The sequence below is a fragment of the Limnohabitans sp. YIMB22184 genome (genome assembly GCF_048020265.1).
Taxonomy (GTDB): Bacteria; Pseudomonadota; Gammaproteobacteria; order Burkholderiales; family Burkholderiaceae_C; genus Limnohabitans_A.
Map to the genome: position 1 here is coordinate 2,736,257 of NZ_CP171843.1, position 17,826 is coordinate 2,754,082.

At 60.0% G+C, this 17,826-nt stretch carries 23 protein-coding genes; 6 read left to right on the forward strand and 17 right to left on the reverse strand.

Annotation, left to right across the window (positions count from 1 at the left end; translation table 11 throughout):
* The 13 genes from rplW to ACHEXL_RS12740 form a co-directional block, all read right to left on the reverse strand.
* Positions 1-315 carry a 50S ribosomal protein L23 gene (gene rplW, locus ACHEXL_RS12680; RefSeq protein ID WP_053172819.1) on the reverse strand — a complete coding sequence of 105 codons (315 nt, stop codon included), beginning with the start codon at positions 313-315 and terminating at the stop codon, positions 1-3.
* Positions 312-932, reverse strand: a complete 621-nt coding sequence (gene rplD, locus ACHEXL_RS12685; RefSeq protein ID WP_019426906.1) for a 50S ribosomal protein L4 — start codon at positions 930-932, stop codon at positions 312-314. Before rplD ends, rplW begins: the two co-directional genes overlap by 4 nt.
* Positions 932-1,597 (reverse strand): 50S ribosomal protein L3, encoded by a 666-nt coding sequence (gene rplC, locus ACHEXL_RS12690; RefSeq protein WP_416559765.1) that lies wholly within the window; start codon positions 1,595-1,597, stop codon positions 932-934. Before rplC ends, rplD begins: the two co-directional genes overlap by 1 nt.
* Before the next feature lie 182 nt (positions 1,598-1,779).
* On the reverse strand, positions 1,780-2,094 hold the full coding sequence (gene rpsJ / locus ACHEXL_RS12695) for a 30S ribosomal protein S10 (protein WP_019426908.1): 315 nt from the start codon (positions 2,092-2,094) through the stop codon (positions 1,780-1,782).
* Positions 2,095-2,169: 75 nt separating this feature from the next.
* Entirely contained in the window at positions 2,170-3,360 is a 1,191-nt protein-coding gene (gene tuf, locus ACHEXL_RS12700) for an elongation factor Tu (protein WP_053172486.1), read from the reverse strand.
* A 189-nt stretch (positions 3,361-3,549) separates the two neighbouring features.
* A complete protein-coding gene (fusA, locus tag ACHEXL_RS12705; RefSeq protein WP_416559766.1) occupies positions 3,550-5,652 on the reverse strand; it encodes an elongation factor G in 2,103 nt (700 codons plus the stop codon).
* A gap of 99 nt (positions 5,653-5,751) precedes the next feature.
* Positions 5,752-6,222 (reverse strand): 30S ribosomal protein S7, encoded by a 471-nt coding sequence (gene rpsG / locus ACHEXL_RS12710; protein WP_062406807.1) that lies wholly within the window; start codon positions 6,220-6,222, stop codon positions 5,752-5,754.
* 165 nt (positions 6,223-6,387) lie between these two features.
* A complete protein-coding gene (gene rpsL, locus ACHEXL_RS12715; RefSeq protein WP_011466063.1) occupies positions 6,388-6,765 on the reverse strand; it encodes a 30S ribosomal protein S12 in 378 nt (125 codons plus the stop codon).
* A 137-nt stretch (positions 6,766-6,902) separates the two neighbouring features.
* A complete protein-coding gene (locus ACHEXL_RS12720) occupies positions 6,903-8,060 on the reverse strand; it encodes a D-alanyl-D-alanine carboxypeptidase family protein (protein WP_416559767.1) in 1,158 nt (385 codons plus the stop codon).
* A gap of 46 nt (positions 8,061-8,106) precedes the next feature.
* Positions 8,107-8,733 carry an alpha/beta hydrolase gene (locus tag ACHEXL_RS12725; protein ID WP_416559768.1) on the reverse strand — a complete coding sequence of 209 codons (627 nt, stop codon included), beginning with the start codon at positions 8,731-8,733 and terminating at the stop codon, positions 8,107-8,109.
* Positions 8,733-9,077 carry a (2Fe-2S) ferredoxin domain-containing protein gene (locus tag ACHEXL_RS12730; protein ID WP_416559769.1) on the reverse strand — a complete coding sequence of 115 codons (345 nt, stop codon included), beginning with the start codon at positions 9,075-9,077 and terminating at the stop codon, positions 8,733-8,735. The genes ACHEXL_RS12725 and ACHEXL_RS12730 overlap by 1 nt, the downstream gene beginning before the upstream one ends.
* 25 nt (positions 9,078-9,102) lie before the next feature.
* Entirely contained in the window at positions 9,103-10,218 is a 1,116-nt protein-coding gene (locus tag ACHEXL_RS12735; protein WP_416559771.1) for a VanZ family protein, read from the reverse strand.
* Between the two features lie 9 nt (positions 10,219-10,227).
* On the reverse strand, positions 10,228-10,656 hold the full coding sequence (locus tag ACHEXL_RS12740) for a CopD family protein (RefSeq protein WP_416559772.1): 429 nt from the start codon (positions 10,654-10,656) through the stop codon (positions 10,228-10,230).
* A 91-nt stretch (positions 10,657-10,747) separates the two neighbouring features.
* Between ACHEXL_RS12740 and ACHEXL_RS12745 the strand changes: the two genes are divergently transcribed.
* Genes ACHEXL_RS12745 through ACHEXL_RS12755 form a run of 3 tightly spaced genes read left to right on the forward strand, consistent with a single transcriptional unit; the run spans position 10,748 to position 13,136 of the window.
* Complete coding sequence (locus ACHEXL_RS12745; RefSeq protein ID WP_416559773.1) at positions 10,748-10,930, forward strand: hypothetical protein; 183 nt, start codon at positions 10,748-10,750, stop codon at positions 10,928-10,930.
* Between the two features lie 26 nt (positions 10,931-10,956).
* Complete coding sequence (hemB, locus tag ACHEXL_RS12750; protein ID WP_291933273.1) at positions 10,957-11,961, forward strand: porphobilinogen synthase; 1,005 nt, start codon at positions 10,957-10,959, stop codon at positions 11,959-11,961.
* Positions 11,962-11,993: 32 nt separating this feature from the next.
* On the forward strand, positions 11,994-13,136 hold the full coding sequence (locus ACHEXL_RS12755) for a magnesium transporter CorA family protein (protein WP_416561354.1): 1,143 nt from the start codon (positions 11,994-11,996) through the stop codon (positions 13,134-13,136).
* A gap of 9 nt (positions 13,137-13,145) precedes the next feature.
* On the opposite strand, the gene ACHEXL_RS12760 is transcribed toward ACHEXL_RS12755, so the two are convergent.
* A complete protein-coding gene (locus ACHEXL_RS12760; protein WP_416559774.1) occupies positions 13,146-13,835 on the reverse strand; it encodes a dienelactone hydrolase family protein in 690 nt (229 codons plus the stop codon).
* 28 nt (positions 13,836-13,863) lie between these two features.
* On the reverse strand, positions 13,864-14,466 hold the full coding sequence (locus ACHEXL_RS12765; protein ID WP_416559775.1) for a 2-hydroxychromene-2-carboxylate isomerase: 603 nt from the start codon (positions 14,464-14,466) through the stop codon (positions 13,864-13,866).
* An 81-nt stretch (positions 14,467-14,547) separates the two neighbouring features.
* On the opposite strand from ACHEXL_RS12765, the gene ACHEXL_RS12770 reads away from it, so the two are divergent.
* From ACHEXL_RS12770 to ACHEXL_RS12780, 3 genes are read left to right on the forward strand one after another with little or no spacing between them, the layout of a single operon-like run.
* Positions 14,548-15,294 (forward strand): SDR family oxidoreductase, encoded by a 747-nt coding sequence (locus ACHEXL_RS12770; RefSeq protein WP_416559776.1) that lies wholly within the window; start codon positions 14,548-14,550, stop codon positions 15,292-15,294.
* Complete coding sequence (locus ACHEXL_RS12775) at positions 15,294-15,755, forward strand: MaoC family dehydratase (RefSeq protein ID WP_416559778.1); 462 nt, start codon at positions 15,294-15,296, stop codon at positions 15,753-15,755. The genes ACHEXL_RS12770 and ACHEXL_RS12775 overlap by 1 nt, the downstream gene beginning before the upstream one ends.
* A gap of 31 nt (positions 15,756-15,786) precedes the next feature.
* Entirely contained in the window at positions 15,787-16,425 is a 639-nt protein-coding gene (locus tag ACHEXL_RS12780; protein ID WP_416559779.1) for a MarC family protein, read from the forward strand.
* A 4-nt stretch (positions 16,426-16,429) separates the two neighbouring features.
* Here ACHEXL_RS12780 and ACHEXL_RS12785 read toward each other — a convergent pair whose 3' ends face one another.
* Both ACHEXL_RS12785 and ACHEXL_RS12790 read right to left on the reverse strand, forming a co-directional pair.
* On the reverse strand, positions 16,430-16,831 hold the full coding sequence (locus ACHEXL_RS12785; protein ID WP_416559780.1) for a YkvA family protein: 402 nt from the start codon (positions 16,829-16,831) through the stop codon (positions 16,430-16,432).
* A gap of 1 nt (position 16,832) precedes the next feature.
* Entirely contained in the window at positions 16,833-17,774 is a 942-nt protein-coding gene (locus ACHEXL_RS12790) for a LysR family transcriptional regulator (protein ID WP_416561355.1), read from the reverse strand.
* Between the last annotated feature and the right edge of the window lie 52 nt (positions 17,775-17,826).

Consider the following 17,826-nt stretch of genomic DNA (forward strand, 5'->3'; position numbering starts at 1 on the left):
TTACGCGGCCTCCCCGGACAGGTTCAGCTCTTGACCTGGTTGCAGCGTGACATAAGCCTTGCGAACGTTGTCGCGACGGCCAATGGTCTTGCCAAAACGCTTGGTCTTGCCCTTGGTATTCACCACAGAGACGCCTTTGACCTCGACCTTGAACATCAATTCCACAGCGGCTTTGATTTCAGGCTTGGTAGCGTCCTGCAGCACTTTGAATGTCACAGCGTTGGATTTTTCTGCAACCATGGTGGCCTTTTCGGACACGATGGGCGCAACCAGCACGGACATCAGACGACCTTCGTCAAACTTCACGGCGCTCATGCAAACATCTCCTTGAGTTTGTCCATGGCACCTTTGGTCACGAGGACTTTCTTGAAGTTCACCAAAGACACGGGATCGGCGTAACGGGGTTCAACAATCAGGATGTTGATCAGGTTGCGCGATGCCAGGTACAAGTTTTCGTCGACTTCGTCGGCGATCACCAGCACGTTGTCGAGACTCATGGCCTTGAACTTGGCAGCGAGCTGCTTGGTTTTAGGTGTCTCAACCTTGAAGGAATCCACCACAGCCAGGCGGCCTTCGCGGGCCAGCTGCGAGAAGATCGAAGCCATACCGGCACGGTACATCTTCTTGTTGATCTTCTGGGTGAAGTTTTCGTCAGGCATGTTCGGGAAAATCCGACCGCCGCCACGCCACAGAGGCGAAGAAGTCATACCAGCACGAGCGCGACCTGTACCTTTTTGTTTGAAAGGCTTTTTGGTGGAGTGGTGAACTTGTTCACGGTCCTTTTGGGCGCGGGTGCCTTGACGGGCATTGGCCTGATAAGCCACCACGATCTGGTGAATCAGGGCTTCGTTGTATTCACGACCGAACACAGTCTCGGGCGCATCCACCTTGGAAGCGGCTTGACCTTGGTCGTTCAGGAGTTCGAGCTGCATCAGTTCGCTCCTTTAGCTTTGATGGCGGGACGCACGGTCACGAAACCACCTTTGGAACCGGGAATGGCACCCTTGATCATCAACAGACCACGGACTTCGTCAACGCGGATAACAGCCAGGTTCTGAGTGGTGCAAGTCACATCACCGAGGTGACCCGACATTTTCTTGCCAGGGAACACACGGCCAGGATCCTGCGCCATCGAAATCGAACCAGGCACATTGTGCGAACGGCTGTTACCGTGCGATGCGCGCTGCGATTTGAAGTTGTGACGCTTGATCGTGCCGGTGAAGCCTTTACCGATGGAAGTGCCTTGCACGTCCACTTTCTGGCCCACAGCAAACACGGCAGCCACGGGCACAGTCGCGCCTGCGGCGTACTGGGCAGCCGTGTCGGCGGTCACGCGGAATTCTTGAATGATTTCACCGGCTTCGACACCGGCTTTGGCTAGGTGACCAGCGATGGGCTTGGTCACGCGCGATGCCTTGCGGGCACCAAATGTCACTTGCAAAGCGACATAGCCATCGTTCTCTTGGGTTTTGACCTGGGATACACGGTTGTTGGACACATCCAGCACTGTGACAGGAACGGAATCCCCATCATCAGTGAACAGACGCATCATGCCCACCTTGCGACCCAGCAACCCGAGGGAGTTGCTCAGACTCATTGTTTTCTCCAAAACTTTCACCGAGGCCACTTCAATTGGCAGCCCCGTTTGATGTGTGAAAGACTGTTAATAAATCTCACCCCAAAAGAGGTGAGCCTGAAATTATAGCCCGACTCGTCATTTCTGGCAAATCGGGCCTTGTTTCAAGTTTTTGGATGGCCTGTCGGCCACCCCAAACCGCATTACTGCAGCTTGATTTCGACGTCCACGCCAGCAGGCAGGTCGAGTTTCATCAGGGCGTCCACAGTTTTATCTGTGGGGTCCACGATGTCCATCAAACGCTGGTGGGTGCGGATTTCCAACTGGTCACGGCTGGTCTTGTTGACGTGCGGCGAGCGCAGGATGTCAAAACGCTTCATGCGTGTTGGCAAAGGCACGGGGCCCTTGACAATCGCGCCGGTGCGCTTGGCGGTGTCAACGATCTCGGCAGCGGACTGGTCGATCAATTTGTAGTCAAACGCCTTCAGGCGGATGCGGATTTTTTGCTTGGATGACATGTCAATTCCTTGTGGTGAGTGTTTGCTTGTCGCAGCGCAAGGGCACAGCCCCCGCGCCACCGATCCACAAAAGAATTAAGCGATGATCTTGGCAACCACGCCAGCGCCGACGGTGCGGCCACCTTCGCGGATAGCGAAACGCAGACCTTCTTCCATCGCGATGGGGTTGATCAGCTTCACAGTGATCGACACGTTGTCACCAGGCATCACCATCTCTTTGCCTTCTGGCAACTCGATCGCACCGGTCACGTCCGTTGTACGGAAGTAGAACTGGGGACGGTAGTTGTTGAAGAAAGGCGTGTGACGGCCACCTTCGTCTTTGGACAAGACATAGATCTCTCCTGTGAAGTGGGTGTGGGGCTTGATCGAGCCGGGCTTGCACAGCACTTGGCCACGCTCGACGTCTTCGCGCTTGGTGCCGCGCAGCAAGATACCGACGTTGTCACCCGCTTGACCTTGGTCCAGCAGCTTGCGGAACATCTCAACGCCTGTGCAAGTGGTCTTGACGGTGTCTTTGATACCCACGATTTCGATTTCTTCGCCGACTTTGACGATACCGCGCTCGATACGGCCAGTCACCACAGTGCCGCGACCGGAGATGGAGAACACGTCTTCCACGGGCATCAGGAATGCGCCATCCACTGCACGGTCAGGCGTAGGGATGTAAGTGTCCAAAGCTTCGGCCAGCTTCATGATGGCTTGCTCGCCCAGAGGGCCCTTGTCGCCTTCCAGCGCCAGCTTGGCGGAACCTTGCACGATGGGGGTGTCGTCGCCTGGGAAGTCGTACTTGGACAACAACTCGCGCACTTCCATTTCGACCAGCTCCAACAACTCGGCGTCGTCGACCATGTCGCACTTGTTCAGAAACACGATGATGTAAGGCACGCCCACTTGGCGAGCCAACAGGATGTGCTCGCGGGTCTGAGGCATAGGGCCGTCAGCAGCGGAGCAAACCAAAATAGCGCCGTCCATCTGGGCAGCACCGGTGATCATGTTCTTCACATAGTCAGCGTGGCCAGGGCAGTCCACGTGGGCGTAGTGACGGTTCTCTGTTTCGTACTCGACGTGTGCGGTGTTGATCGTGATACCACGGGCTTTTTCTTCGGGAGCCGCGTCGATCTGGTCGTACGCTTTGGCAGCACCGCCGAACTTGGCAGCCAACACGGTGGTGATGGCCGCAGTCAGTGTAGTTTTGCCGTGGTCAACGTGACCGATGGTGCCCACGTTCACGTGGGGTTTGGTCCGTTCAAATTTTTCTTTAGCCATTTTTCAATCCTTAAAAAGAGCAATGCCCGTGTGTTGGTTTAATGTTTGCATCAGGTTGCTCGATCACTCCGCACGGGCACAGAGTGGCACTTGATCGCAGACAGTTTCTGAACTTTCAGAGCTGACCATTTCTGATCAGAGGTGCCCGATCAAATTCGCTGGGGCGAATTTGATCGGGCACGCTTGTCTTTACTTTGCGCGCGCGGCAACAATGGCTTCCGCCACGTTGCGTGGTGCTTCAGCGTAGTGCTTGAATTCCATCGTGTAGGTGGCGCGACCTTGCGACATGGAGCGCAGTGTGGTCGAGTAACCGAACATTTCGGACAGCGGCACTTCGGCCTTGATGGCCTTGCCGCCACCGACCATGTCGTCCATGCCCTGGACCATGCCACGGCGTGAAGACAAGTCGCCCATCACGTTACCAGCATAGTCTTCTGGGGTCTCGACTTCCACAGCCATCATGGGCTCCAGAATCACGGGGTTGGCTTTGCGGCAACCTTCTTTGAAACCAAAGATGGCGGCCATCTTGAAGGCCATTTCGTTCGAGTCCACGTCGTGGTACGAACCGAAGTGCAGGGTGACCTTGACGTCCACCACGGGGTAGCCGGCCAAAACGCCTTGACCCAAAGCTTCGATCACGCCTTTTTCCACGGCAGGGATGTATTCGCGAGGAACCACACCGCCCTTGATGGCGTCAACGAACTCAAAGCCCTTGCCTGGCTCCTGAGGCTCGACCTTCAGAACCACGTGGCCGTATTGACCCTTACCACCGGACTGACGCACGAACTTGCCTTCGGCTTCTTCAACGGTTTTGCGGATGGTTTCGCGGTAAGCCACTTGAGGCTTGCCCACGTTGGCTTCCACACCGAATTCACGCTTCATGCGGTCCACGATGATTTCCAGGTGCAATTCGCCCTGACCACCAATGATGGTCTGACCAGATTCTTCGTCGGTTTGCACACGGAAAGATGGGTCTTCAGCGGCCAGACGCGACAAGGCAATGCCCATCTTTTCCTGGTCGGCTTTGGACTTGGGTTCCACCGCCTGGCGAATCACGGAGTCAGGGAACACCATGCGCTCGAGCGTGATCACGGAGTTGGGATCGCACAAGGTCTCGCCGGTGGTGACGTCTTTCAAGCCCACGCAAGCAGCGATGTCGCCCGCACGGATTTCATCCACTTCTTCACGGTTGTTGGCGTGCATTTGCACGATACGGCCAATGCGCTCTTTCTTGCCGCGCACAGCGTTGTACACGGTGTCGCCCTTTTTCAAGACGCCGGAATACACGCGCACGAAAGTCAGCTGACCCACAAACGGGTCGGTCATCAGCTTGAACGCCAGCGCAGAGAATTTCTCTTCGTCGTCGGCCTTGCGGGTGATTTCCTGCTCTTCTTCGTCAAAGCCCTTGATGGCTTTCACGTCCAGAGGCGAAGGCAAGAAGTCGATCACGCCGTCCAGCATGCGCTGCACGCCTTTGTTCTTGAAGGCCGTGCCGCAGAACATGGGCTGGATTTCAGAAGCCAAGGTGCGCAGACGGATGCCGCGCTTGATTTCTTCTTCGGACAAGTCACCTTCTTCCAGGTACTTGTTCATCATGTCTTCGGAGGCTTCAGCAGCCGCTTCGACCATCTTCTCACGCCACTCTTTGGCTGTTTCCAGCAAGTTGGCAGGGATGTCTTCAAAGGTGAACTTCATACCCTGGGAAGCTTCGTCCCAAATGATGGCCTTCATCTTAATCAGGTCGACCACGCCGGTGAAGTTTTCTTCCGCGCCAATCGGGATCACGATCGGGACGGGGCTGGCTTTGAGGCGCAGCTTCATCTGCTCGACGACTTTGAAGAAGTTGGCACCGGTACGGTCCATCTTGTTCACAAAGGCCAGACGTGGCACTTTGTACTTGTTGGCCTGACGCCACACGGTTTCGGACTGGGGCTGCACACCGCCCACAGCGCAATACACCATGCAAGCGCCGTCCAGCACGCGCATGGAACGCTCGACTTCAATGGTGAAGTCCACGTGGCCGGGGGTGTCGATGATGTTGAAGCGGTGCTCGTCGAAAGAGCTGTCCATGCCCTTCCAGAAGCAGGTCGTCGCAGCCGAAGTGATCGTGATGCCACGCTCTTGCTCTTGCTCCATCCAGTCCATGGTGGCAGCGCCGTCGTGCACTTCACCAATTTTGTGGTTCACGCCGGTATAAAAAAGAATACGCTCAGTCGTCGTGGTTTTGCCGGCGTCAATGTGCGCGGAAATACCAATGTTGCGATAGCGCTCGATGGGGGTAGTGCGAGCCATATATTTCTCCAATGATTAAGTACCAAAGCCCGCCACCCCAAATGGGGCCAGCGGGCTGGCTTCTGACAGTGTCGGGCCTCTGTATGAAACCCGCGTGAATCAGAAGCGGAAGTGCGAGAACGCCTTGTTGGCTTCGGCCATGCGGTGAACTTCGTCACGCTTTTTCATGGCACCGCCACGGCCTTCGTTGGCCTCGAGCAATTCGTTGGCCAAACGCAGGGCCATCGACTTTTCACCGCGCTTGCGAGCGGCTTCCTTGATCCAGCGCATCGACAGGGCCAGGCGACGAACAGGGCGCACTTCAACAGGCACCTGGTAGTTCGCACCACCCACGCGGCGGGATTTCACTTCCACCATGGGCTTGACGTTGTTGATGGCGATGGAGAACAGCTCGACAGGGTCTTTGCCTGTTTTCTTTTCCATAGTTTCCAAGGCACCGTAAATGATGCGCTCGGCCACAGCTTTTTTGCCGCCTTCCATGATCACGTTCATGAACTTGGACAACTCGACATTGCCGAACTTGGGATCCGGCAGGATTTCACGTTTAGGGACTTCGCGACGACGTGGCATATTTCACCTCATATTGCTTCAGTTGGCGTCTTTTCAGACACCGCGAGCGTTATTCAAAACAGCTCACTTACTCGACCCACCTGGACGATTCCGGGCTTCGGGTCACTTCGCTGCATCACCGCGCCACGCGGGAAACAGCACCGAAAAATTTCAACCCGTGAGGGCTTACTTGGCCTTTGGCTTCTTCGCGCCGTACTTGGAGCGAGACTGCTTGCGGTCTTTCACGCCTTGCAGATCCAAAGAACCGCGGACGATGTGGTAACGCACACCTGGCAAGTCTTTGACACGACCACCGCGCACCAGAACCACCGAGTGTTCTTGCAAGTTGTGGCCTTCACCGCCGATGTAGGAGATGACCTCAAAACCGTTGGTCAAGCGCACTTTGGCGACTTTACGCAGAGCGGAGTTAGGCTTTTTAGGCGTTGTGGTGTACACACGGGTGCAGACACCACGACGCTGTGGAGAGTTTTGCATCGCAGGGCTTTTGGACTTGATCGTTTCGACCTCGCGCCCCTGACGCACCAATTGATTGATGGTTGGCATTGTTTGTAACGTCCCTAAACGTTGGAATTGGACAAAAGAAACTTCCCCGCCCCAAAAGCGGAAAAGCCCGCCAGTATAACCGCCTGACGGGCTGGTGGCAAGTTATCCACAATTTGGTTCAAGGCGAGGACTGACTATCACTTGATCCACAGACGCACCGCGTCCCAGGCCCGCCCCAGAACGCCGGCTTGCTCGACCGACTCCAGCGCCACCAAGGGGACTTCAAACAAGGGCTGATCGCCACGGAACACCTTCAAAGTGCCAACAGGCTGGCCTTTGCTGATGGGCGCCACCAAAGGGTCTGGACGGGCCACCTGGGTTTTGATCTGGGCGGCCGAGCCTGCGGGCACCGCCACCACCAGCGGCTGAAAAGACCCCAGCTTCAGCACCGGCGACTTGCCCTTCCACAAAGTCGGGCTCACGATGGCTTGCCCGGCCTCAAAAAGCTTGACCGCATCGAAAGCGGTGTAACCCCAGTTGAGGAGCTTCTGGCTTTCGTTGGCACGCGCATTTTCACTCTCAGCCCCCAATACGACCGACACCAGACGACGCGAGCCGACATTGGCGAAATCCCGCTTGGCCGTGGCCACCAGACCATATCCCGCGGTGTTGGTGTGCCCTGTTTTCAGCCCGTCCACGGTAGGGTCCCGGAACAGCAGCAGATTGCGGTTGCTGTCGTTGGCCGCGGGCGTACCCTCGTAACGGTACTTTTTGATGGCGTAGTAAGGCACAAATTCCGGAAAATCCCGCATCAATCGGGTGGACAAAATGCCCAGGTCACGGGCTGTGGTGCTGTGACCCGCCTCTGGCAGCCCTTCCGGGTTGCGGTAGGTGGTGTTCTTCATGCCCAGCACTTTGGCCTGGTCGTTCATCAGCTGAACAAAGCGCTCGACACTGCCGGCCACGCCTTCGGCCAACGCCACGGTGGCATCGTTGCCCGACTGCACGACCATGCCCTTGATCAGGTCTTCGACGGGCACCCGCATTTTCGGGTCGATGAACATGCGCGAACCCGGCATCTTCCAGGCCCGCTCCGACACCGGCAGGGTTTGTTTCAGGTCAATTTTGCGTGACTTCAGGGCATCGAAGACCAAATAAGCCGTCATCAATTTGGTCAGCGACGCCGGCTCCACCGCCATGTCCGGGTCCTTGGCCGCCAGCACCTGGTTGGCCGTGACATCGATCAAAAAATAAGCTTTGGCCGCCACTTCGGGGGGTTGCGGCATTTGCGCCTGAGCACTCAAAGTCAGGGCCGCCAGAAAGGCCGCAGCCAGGGTTTTCAATGAAGTTGTCATGCGGATTTTTATGGTCTGGGCGCACCCTGCTGCGGCGCACCTGGCATCAAGCGCGCAGATGCCTGGCCACCAAAGTTTTGAGCAGGGGCAGTTGTCCGTGAAAGAAATGCTCCACCCCGGGAATGACCGTGACCGGCAAGGACTGGGGTCTGGCCCAGTCCATCACACTGGCCAGAGGCACCGTGTCGTCTTGTTCACCGTGCAGCACCAAGGTCTGCTCGTGCAGCTCGGGTGCGACCGGGGCCACTTCAAAGCGCGACGCGGCCGTGCCCACCAGCACCAGCTTCTCCAGGTTGCGGACAGGGCTCAGTGTCCGGGCCACATGACTGGTCACAAAGGCCCCAAAGGAGAAACCCGCCAGTGCCAAAGGGCCAGAAGGTGCCACCTGTTCGATCACCGCGAGCATGTCTGCGGCTTCGCCGCGCCCCTCGTCGTAGGTGCCCGCACTGGTCCCCACCCCCCGGAAGTTGAAGCGCACCGCCTGCCAGCCACACTGCACAAACGCACGGGCCAGCGTCTGCACCACCTTGTTTTGCATGGTGCCGCCAAACAAGGGGTGCGGGTGTGCGATGACGGCAGTCCCCTGGATCGCGTCTGGCGCAGGGGCGTCACGCAAAGCCTCGATGGCGCCGGCAGGCCCTTGCAGCGTCAGGGATTGGGTAGCCGAATTCATCAGCGCCCCAGGTGCTCGGGCGTGACCAACCGCGTCACGACCTGGCCGTTCTGCAGATGCGACTCGACAATTTCGTCGATGTCGGCCTGGTCCACATAGGTGTACCAGACGCCTTCGGGGTAAACCACAGCGACCGGTCCGCCAGCGCAGCGGTCCATGCAACCGGCCTTGTTGACACGCACCTGCCCGGGCCCCGCCAAGCCCAGTGCCTTGACGCGTTGTTTGCAATGGTCAAACGCGGCTTGCGCGCCCTGCTGGGCACAGCAGGCCTCGTTGTTTTTGCGCTCATTCAGGCAAAAAAAGATGTGGCGCTTGAAATACGGGCTGGAATTTTCGATGGTCATGTCCGGATTCTAGGTCCGGACCTGATCACGCATCTCTCGTAAGGCCGGACGACGACAAGCGCTGGATCAGATACACCAGCAGGGCATAAGGCCACAACCAGCCCAGCCACTGGCTCAGGCCATGAAAACGGATGAACTGGCCCTGCTCCCAGGTTTGCAAGGTCAGGGCAAAGTAGGCGTCGGCCGAGGCGTTGTTCAGCAGGCTCAACTGCCACACCAAGGCCGCCAGCGCCAGCACCCAGCACACCCGCACCGCACAAAACGACAGCGCCACCATGGCGACGAGGGCCAACACCAGGCCTGCGAGCACCTCGGTGCTCACCCAGTCCCAAGCGTGAGCAGGGCCATAGGTGAGCGCCGCAGACAACGCACTGGCCACAAACCCCACACACACCAACAGCGCCGCCACCACCAGACGCTGCCCCCACAGGCGCAACACCCCAAAAGCCAGCAGACAGGGAAGCAGCAAGCCAATGGCCACGCACAGAATTTCGCTCACGGGCAACAAGGGCTGCAGCTCCACCTCGCGCAGGGGCAGCCGCTCCAGCCAAGGGGTGTCTTGCAACACAAGGGCCAAGGTAGTCTCCACGCGCTCCAGCACCTGCCCCAAACCAAAGGTCACAGGTGCAGGGAATAACAAGGCCACGGGCCACACGGCCAACAAAGCCATGGCACCACTGGCGTCGGACACAAACCAACGGTCGCGAAAACGGCTCCAGCGGTCGAGCAGACCCACCCGCTCCAAAACGCTGGCCATGGCGGCCCCAACAAAAGCGCCAGAAATGTTCAAGGCAGCGTCCACGTTGGACGGAACCCGGACAGGCAAGAACATCTGCATGGACTCCATGGTCAAGGACAGCGCGGCTGCCACCAGGGTGGTCATGCCAACAGCGGGCCAGCGGTCGCGGGTCCGGTGCACCGCCAGCGCCATCAAAAACCCGAAGGGCGCATAGCCGGCCACGTTGGACCAGACATCAAAGCCTGTCCAGTAGCGCGGCAAAGGGGCCGTCAAAAAAGCCCAGGGGGCGATGCCCTGGATGCGCCAGCCGTCAAAAGGATAAAGACTGGCGTAAACGATCAGAACCGCATAGATCCACACCAAGGGCCAGGCGGCCGTTGTGCGCAGGGGGGGGGTGCGCATGCCCGCCACTTAAAACGGCTTGACCACCACCAAAATGACGGCTACCAGCATCATCAGAACCGGCGCCTCATTGAACCAGCGAAACCAGACGTGGCTGCGCTGCATCTGGCCGTTCTCGAATTTGCGCAACAAGACACCGCAACTGTGGTGGTAACCGAGCAAGGCCAACACGATCAACAATTTGGCATGCATCCAGCCCTGCCCCGAGCCCAGGCCAATGCCGTAGTACAGCCAAAGCCACAAGCCCAGCGCCAAGGCGGGAATGGCCAAAATCGTCATGAAGCGGTAAAGCTTGCGCGACATCAACAGCAAACGCGCCCGCTCTGCCACGGAGCCCGGCTCCACCATGGCCAGATTGACAAAAATCCTCGGCAGATAGAACAGACCGGCAAACCAGCTGGCAATGAAAACGATGTGTAGGGCTTTGATCCAGAGCATGGCTCAAGTGTAGTCAGTGGTGGCCAGGCCCGCTCTGTGGCATGCGCAAGCAAAAAAAACCCCCAGCCTGAGGCTGAGGGTGGGAAGCCCCTTGGCGTTACCGCGTCAGGGCCCCGCTCAGGGAGGAAAAGCGGGAGGCAGCAAGCTGCCCAAGGTGAATTTATCAAATAACAAAACCATTAACAAGTTCAATTTCTGTTTTTATGTTGGTTTTGTTGGTTGTCGCCTGCGCGCCATGACCTGGCTGCTGGGGCCCAAGGCCGCTTTGGCTTGAGCACGACTTCAGGCACAATTTTCAACATGAACCCAGTCGCCCCCTTCCCCGCCAACCGCCCACGCCGCTTGCGCCGTGATGAATTCACCCGCAACCTGGTGCGTGAGCACCGGGTCACAGCACACGACCTGATCTACCCGGTCTTTGTGCTGGACGGGCAAAACCAACGCCAGGCCGTGGGCTCCATGCCCGGCGTGGAGCGCCTGAGTCTGGACCTGCTGCTGCCGGTGGCAGAAGACTGCGTCAAGCTCGGCATCCCGGTCATGGCGCTGTTCCCGGTCATCGACGCCAGCCTCAAAGACCCCACCGGCAGCGAAGCCATGAACCCCGACGGCTTGGTGCCGCGCGTGGTGCGCGAACTCAAAAAACGCTTCCCCGAACTGGGCGTGATGACCGATGTGGCGCTGGACCCCTTCACCAGCCACGGCCAGGACGGCTTGTTGGACGAGACCGGCTACATATTGAATGACGAAACCACCGCCGTGCTGGTGCAGCAGGCCCTGACCCAAGCCGAAGCCGGCGTGGACATGGTCGCGCCCAGCGACATGATGGACGGACGCATTGGCGCGATTCGCCAGGCACTCGAAGCGCGTGGCCTGATCCACACCCGCATCATGGCCTACAGCGCCAAATACGCCAGCGCCTTCTATGGCCCCTTCCGCGACGCGGTCGGCTCGGCCGGCAACCTGGGCAAGAGCAACAAAAAGGTCTACCAGATGGATCCCGGCAACACCGACGAAGCGCTGCGCGAAGTCGCCATGGACCTGGCCGAAGGCGCCGACATGGTGATGGTCAAACCCGGCATGCCGTATCTGGACATCGTGCGCCGCGTGAAAGACGAATTCAAAGTGCCAACCTTCGCCTACCAGGTGTCGGGTGAGTACGCCATGCTCAAGGCCGCCGCGCAAAACGGCTGGCTGGACCACGACCTGGTGATGATGGAAAGCCTGCTGGCTTTCAAACGTGCCGGCGCGGACGGTGTGTTGACCTACTTTGCCCGCGACGCCGCACGCTGGATCGCCGCCCATTGAAAGAGAACACCTCACCCGCTGGCGCACCCGGCTTGCGGGTGTTCAGTATCGCAGGCAGCCAGGTGCAAGCCTGGCCTTCCCAAGACCCTGACACCTCGCTGCCGCGGGCCTTGCCCGAACAAGGCTTCCTCTGGCTGGCCTTTTCACGCGAACACTTCGAGCGCCATGTGCCTGCCATCCAGGCCTGCCTGCACCAACTGACGGGACAAAGCCTGGTGGACCTGCATGTTTCGGACTTGCTCAACGGCCAACTGCCCTCACGCTACGACTTCACCTCACACTACGACCTGCTGGTGTTTCGCCGCCTGGCGCAATCGACGGTCGCGTCCCGGCACAGTGAACCTAAGGCCGCACACACCCCAAGCAAGCGGCCGGGTCCACCCATCCTGCAGCGCATCGACACCAGCCCGGTGGGCTTTGCGGTGTTCGACAAAGTGCTGCTGAGCGTGCACCCCGACGACTGCGCCGTGCGCGAAGCCTACGCCAGCCGTCTTTTGAACGCGACGGGTGACAAGAGCCAAGCCACCGACTCCCGCTCTGCAGGGGCACGGGGCATACCGCTGAGCCCGGCCGACATGATGCTGCGCATCGTCAGCCAGATGGTGGACGCGTACCTGGATCTGCGCCGCGAACTGAGCCGCCAGCTCGACCACTGGCAGGCCGAACTGCTCCACCCCGGTGCACGATTTCGCCGCTGGGACGCCTTGCTGCAAGCTCGGCTGGCCTTGCACCAGCTCGAAGACCTGTGCGACGACCAGCACACAGCCATGCTCAACTGGAACGAAACCCTGGACGACTGGGTGGTGAGCGACGACCCGACGGCATTGCGCGAGCACGAACTGCTCAGGGTGCGCTGCCGCGACGTGCTGGAGCACATTGACCGGGTGGTCCACCATGTGCGCCGCCTGGAGCACAACACCGAAACGGCCGTGCAAATGCACTTCAACGCTCAGGGCAACCGCACCAACGACATCATGCGCACCCTGACAGCGTTGACCGCGATCTTCTTGCCGCTGAACCTGATCGCGGCCGTGTTCGGCATGAATTTCGAATTCATCCCCTGGCTGCACACCGCCAGCGCCTTTTGGTGGACACTGGGCGGTATGGGGGCGATTGCCACCACCATGGGCCTGGTGTTCTGGCGCAAGCGCTACCTGGCCCGCACGGGCGATTGACTGACTTGGTCAGCCCAGATGCTTGGCAAAAAACGCCAGCGTGCGCTCTCGGGCCAATTGGGCCGAAGGGGCATGCCAGGAAGCGCGCTGGTCGCAGTTGAAGCCGTGGTGGGCCGCATAGGTGTGGACCGTCACTTCGGGGTGCGCCTTGCGGAAAGCCGCCACGGTGTCCATCGGAATCCAGCGGTCTTCTTCGGCGAAGTGCGCCAGCACCGGCACCCGGGGCTGGCGGGCGGTTTCGGCTTCAGTGGTCACGCCCCCGCCGTAATACGGCACCGCTGCGCTCAGGCCTGACAAGGTGCAGGCCGCACGCCAGGTCAGCAAGCCGCCCCAGCAGTAACCCACGATGCCGACCTTGCCGCCCGACGCCTGCGCGGCATGGTCGATGGCCGCCTGGATGTCCTGCATCACGCCGGGTGCAGGCAAGGCCTCGGCCGCCGTTTTGTAGCCAAAGCCTTCGCCCATGTCGGCTTCGGTGTAACCCAATTCCACCCCCGGCTTGACGCGGTGAAAGGCCGCCGGAGCCACCGCCAGATAACCCTCAGCGGCATAGCCGTCGGCCACAGCGCGGATGTGGCTGTTGACGCCAAAAATTTCCTGAATCACGACCACGGCACCCTTGGGTGTGCCTGCGGGGCGGGCCTCGTAAGCGGGTACGGCTGTGCCGTCTGTTGACTTCAGTTCAATCATCGATCCCATGTGTTTTCCTTTCAAGACAGAGGTCAGTTCAACGGGTCAGCGCACGCTCGACGAAGTCAAGCCGGTCTTGGCCCCAGAAAATCTCGCCATCCACCACATAACTGGGCGCACCAAACACCCCCGCATCGATGGCCGCCTGGGTGTAGCTTTCGTAGCGCTCCTGCACCGCCTGGCTGCGGGAAGCGTCCATCAGCTGGCCTGGCAAGCCCTGCTCAGCCAGCAGCTCGGCCAGCACCTTGTCGTCGGCCATGTTGCGCTCCTGCGCCCAGCAAGCGGCCAAAATCGCGCCCGCGATCCTCATGGCTGCTTGCGCACCTTGGGCCAAATCGGTCGCAATGATCAGACGCGCAGCATCGTCCCCACCGACCGGGAAATACCGGGGCTTCAGATTGAGAGGCACATTCAGGTGCTGGCTGAAGCGCTGCAATTCGACCAGGCGGTAAGCCTGCCTTTGCGGTGCCCGCTGGCCCAGCGGCAAACCACCTGAGATCGGGAAGACCTTACCGCCCAGGTCGATGGGCATCACCCGCACGGAGGCCCCGGTGCGCTGCACGATCTCGGCCAGACGCTGGTGGCCCAAATAAGCCCAGGGGCTTTGAGGGGCGAAGTAATAGTCCACTGTGCGACCCATGTGGTCTCCTTATGTGTTGTGTAATCGTCGAACGAAGCAGCGGTTGTAACCGCATCCATGGATTTTTGCAGGAGATACGCAATGAACAAGGTCTTGTTGGTGACGGGCGGCAGCCGGGGCATCGGGGCGGCCACCGCCCTTTTGGCCGCCAAAAACGGCTGGTCGGTGGCCGTGAACTACACCGCCAACTCACTGGCCGCCGACGAAGTGGTACGCCAAATCCGCGCCTCTGGGGGGCAAGCCATGGCGGTGCAGGCCGACGTGGCCGACGAAGCCCAGGTGCTGCGCATGTTCGAGCACATCGACGCCAAACTGGGCCGTTTGCAAGGCCTGGTCAACAACGCGGGTGTGGTCGATGTGGCTGCCCGCGTGGACGAGATGAGCGTGGCCCGTTGGAAGCGCATGTTCGACATCAACGTGATCGGCAGCCTGATCTGCGCCCGCGAAGCCGTGCGCCGCATGAGCACCAAACACGGCGGCGAGGGCGGCAGCATCGTCAACGTGTCGAGCGCTGCAGCCAGACTGGGCGCACCCAACCAGTACGTGGACTACGCCGCCGCCAAAGGTGCGATCGACGCTTTCACCATCGGGCTGTCCAAAGAAGTGGCGGCCGAGGGCATTCGCGTAAATGCAGTGCGCCCAGGCCTGATCGAGACCGAGATCCATGCCTCCGGCGGCCTGCCCAACCGCGTGAAAGACCTGCAGCACCTGGTGCCTGCCCAGCGCGGCGGCACCGCCGAAGAAGTGGCCGAGGGCATTGTCTGGCTGCTGTCGGACAAGGCCAGTTACACCACCATGAGCTTTCTGGACATCTCGGGAGGCCGCTGATGGCCGAGATCAAATACTTTTGGGAAGACATGGCCGCAGGCCAGGTGCGCGATCTGGGCACCATCACCCCCACACGCGAAGAAATCATCGCCTTCGCCAGCCAGTTTGACCCGCAGCCCTTTCACCTGAACGACGAAGCGGCCAAGGCCTCGGTGTTTGGTGCCTTGTCGGCCAGCGGCTGGCACACCTGCGCCATGGCCATGCGACTCATGGTGACCAACTTTTTGCACGAAACCTCCAGCCTCGGCTCGCCAGGCCTGGAAGGCATCAAGTGGCTCAAGCCGGTCTACCCGGGCGACACCCTGCGCCTGCAAAGCACCGTGCTAGAGACCAAGCCCATGGGCAAACGCCCGGATGTGGGCATGACGCGCAACCTCTGGGAAATGTTCAACCAGCACGGTGACAAAGTGCTGCACATGGAAGGCTGGGGCATGTTCCGCCGCCGCACACCAGCTGCCTGAACAACGGCTTGAAGCCGGGTACCATTTGCCGATGGACTTCAAACCACTCATCACCCTGATGGCGATCGTCAACCCCTTGGCCATCGTCCCGTTTTTCATCCACTACACCCAGGGCTTCAGCCGCGCTCAACGCAAAAGGACGATTTGGGTCTCGTCCTTCTCTGCCTTCGTGGTGATCGCAGCCAGCGCCTTGCTGGGTCTGCAGATTTTGGAGTTCTTCGGCATTTCGCTCGCCAGCTTCCAGGTCGGCGGTGGCATGTTGCTGCTCACTGCAGCCTTGTCGATGCTGAATGCCCAACCCGCCGAAGCCCGCGCCAATGCCGACGAAGTGCACGACGCCGAAACCAAGGCCGCCATGGGGGCCAGCATTGCCGTGGTGCCACTGACCATCCCGCTGCTGACGGGCCCAGCCACCATGTCCACCGTGGTGATCTATGCCGAAAAGGCGAAAAACTTCGCCCAGCTGGGCACCCTGGTCGGCTATGGCGTGATCATTGCCCTGGCCACGGCGCTGTGCTTTTCACTGGCCACGCCGATTGCCCGCATCCTGGGCAAAACCGGCATCAACGTCATGACCCGCCTCATGGGCCTGATCCTGGCCGCGCTGGCGGTCGAGGTGATGGCCGACGGGTTGCACAAGTTGTTTCCTGTGCTGGCACGCGGCGTTTGACTAATTAAAGCAAGGCGACATAGCGCCACACAACCCAAGCCACCGCGGACCACACCGACAAGACCAGCACCACGCCTGCCCAGCTGACGGGCTTGGCTTGGCGCTCGGCCAGCCAGTCGTCGGCCTGCTGGCGACAGTCCAGGGCAATGTGCTCTGGCAAATACCGCACCACCAGCCAGATCAGCACGGGCAACAAAATCACATCGTCCAGATAACCCAGCACCGGAATGAAATCGGGCACCAGATCGATTGGGCTGAGCGCATAAGCCACCACGAAAAAAGCCAGGCCTTTGAGCCACCACGGCGTGCGCGGGTCTCGGCAGGCAAACCACAGCATCAGGCCATCGCGCTTGATACGGCGAGCCCAGGCTCGGACAGCGGACAAGGTGTTTTTCAGCGATGGCATGTCAAACCTCTGTAAAGCCCTGCGCCAGCCCTTGGCGCAAATGCGCCACCAGCGCCGCCACCGCCCGAGGCACATGCGGTGCATACGGGCGGATGGCGTAAATGGTTTCGGCAAAGGCCCCCACGGGTTTCCAGCTGGGCAGCACGCGCACCAATTGGCCTTTGCGCAACTCGGCCTGGGCGCTGAAATCGGGCATGAGGGCGATGCCTGCGCCGGTCAGGGCGGCTTCGCGCAGAGCTTCACTGTTGTTGGCGGCGAAGTTGCCCGACACGGGGACCGTGATGCGCTCGCCAGCGATGGACGGCTGGCGCGACTCAAAGGTCCAGGCTGGGGTGTCTTGCGAGCGGGGGTAGTGCAGACAGTTGTGGGTCTGCAGCTCGGCAGGGCTGTGCGGCTCGCCGTGTTTGCGCAAATAGGCGCGGGTGGCCACCAACACCGATTCGGTGTCGCACAGCGCCCAGGCCACATGGGTGTCGGGCGGGCGGGCGGTGTGGCGGATGGCCAGGTCGTAGCCTTCAGTGGCCAAAGCGCTCAAACGGTCCGACATGTCCAACTCGATGCGAACATCTGGAAAGTCTTTCAGAAAAGCGGCGAACTGCGGCACCAACTGCTGACGGGCCAGCGCCACCGGAGCCGTCACGCGCAACAAGCCACTGGGCTGCTCGGCCAGGTCGCGTACCTGGGCAAAGCTTTGCTCGATCTGCTCGAACGCGGCGCGGGTTTCATCCACCAGCCTTTGACCCGCCTCGGTCAGGCGCAGACTGCGAGTGGTGCGTTGCACCAAGGTCACCTTGGCTGCACGCTCCAATTCAGCAATGCGCTGGCTCATCGCGGCCTTGCTCACGCCCAAGCGGGCGGCGGCGGCCGTGTAACTGCCTTGCTGCGCCAGCACGCTCAACCAATGCAGGTGCGTCCAAAGGGTGGTGATTTTTTTCTCTTCCATCGCAGTATTGTTCACCATTTTGAACAATCAATTCAGCTTTGCGCTCTTGTGG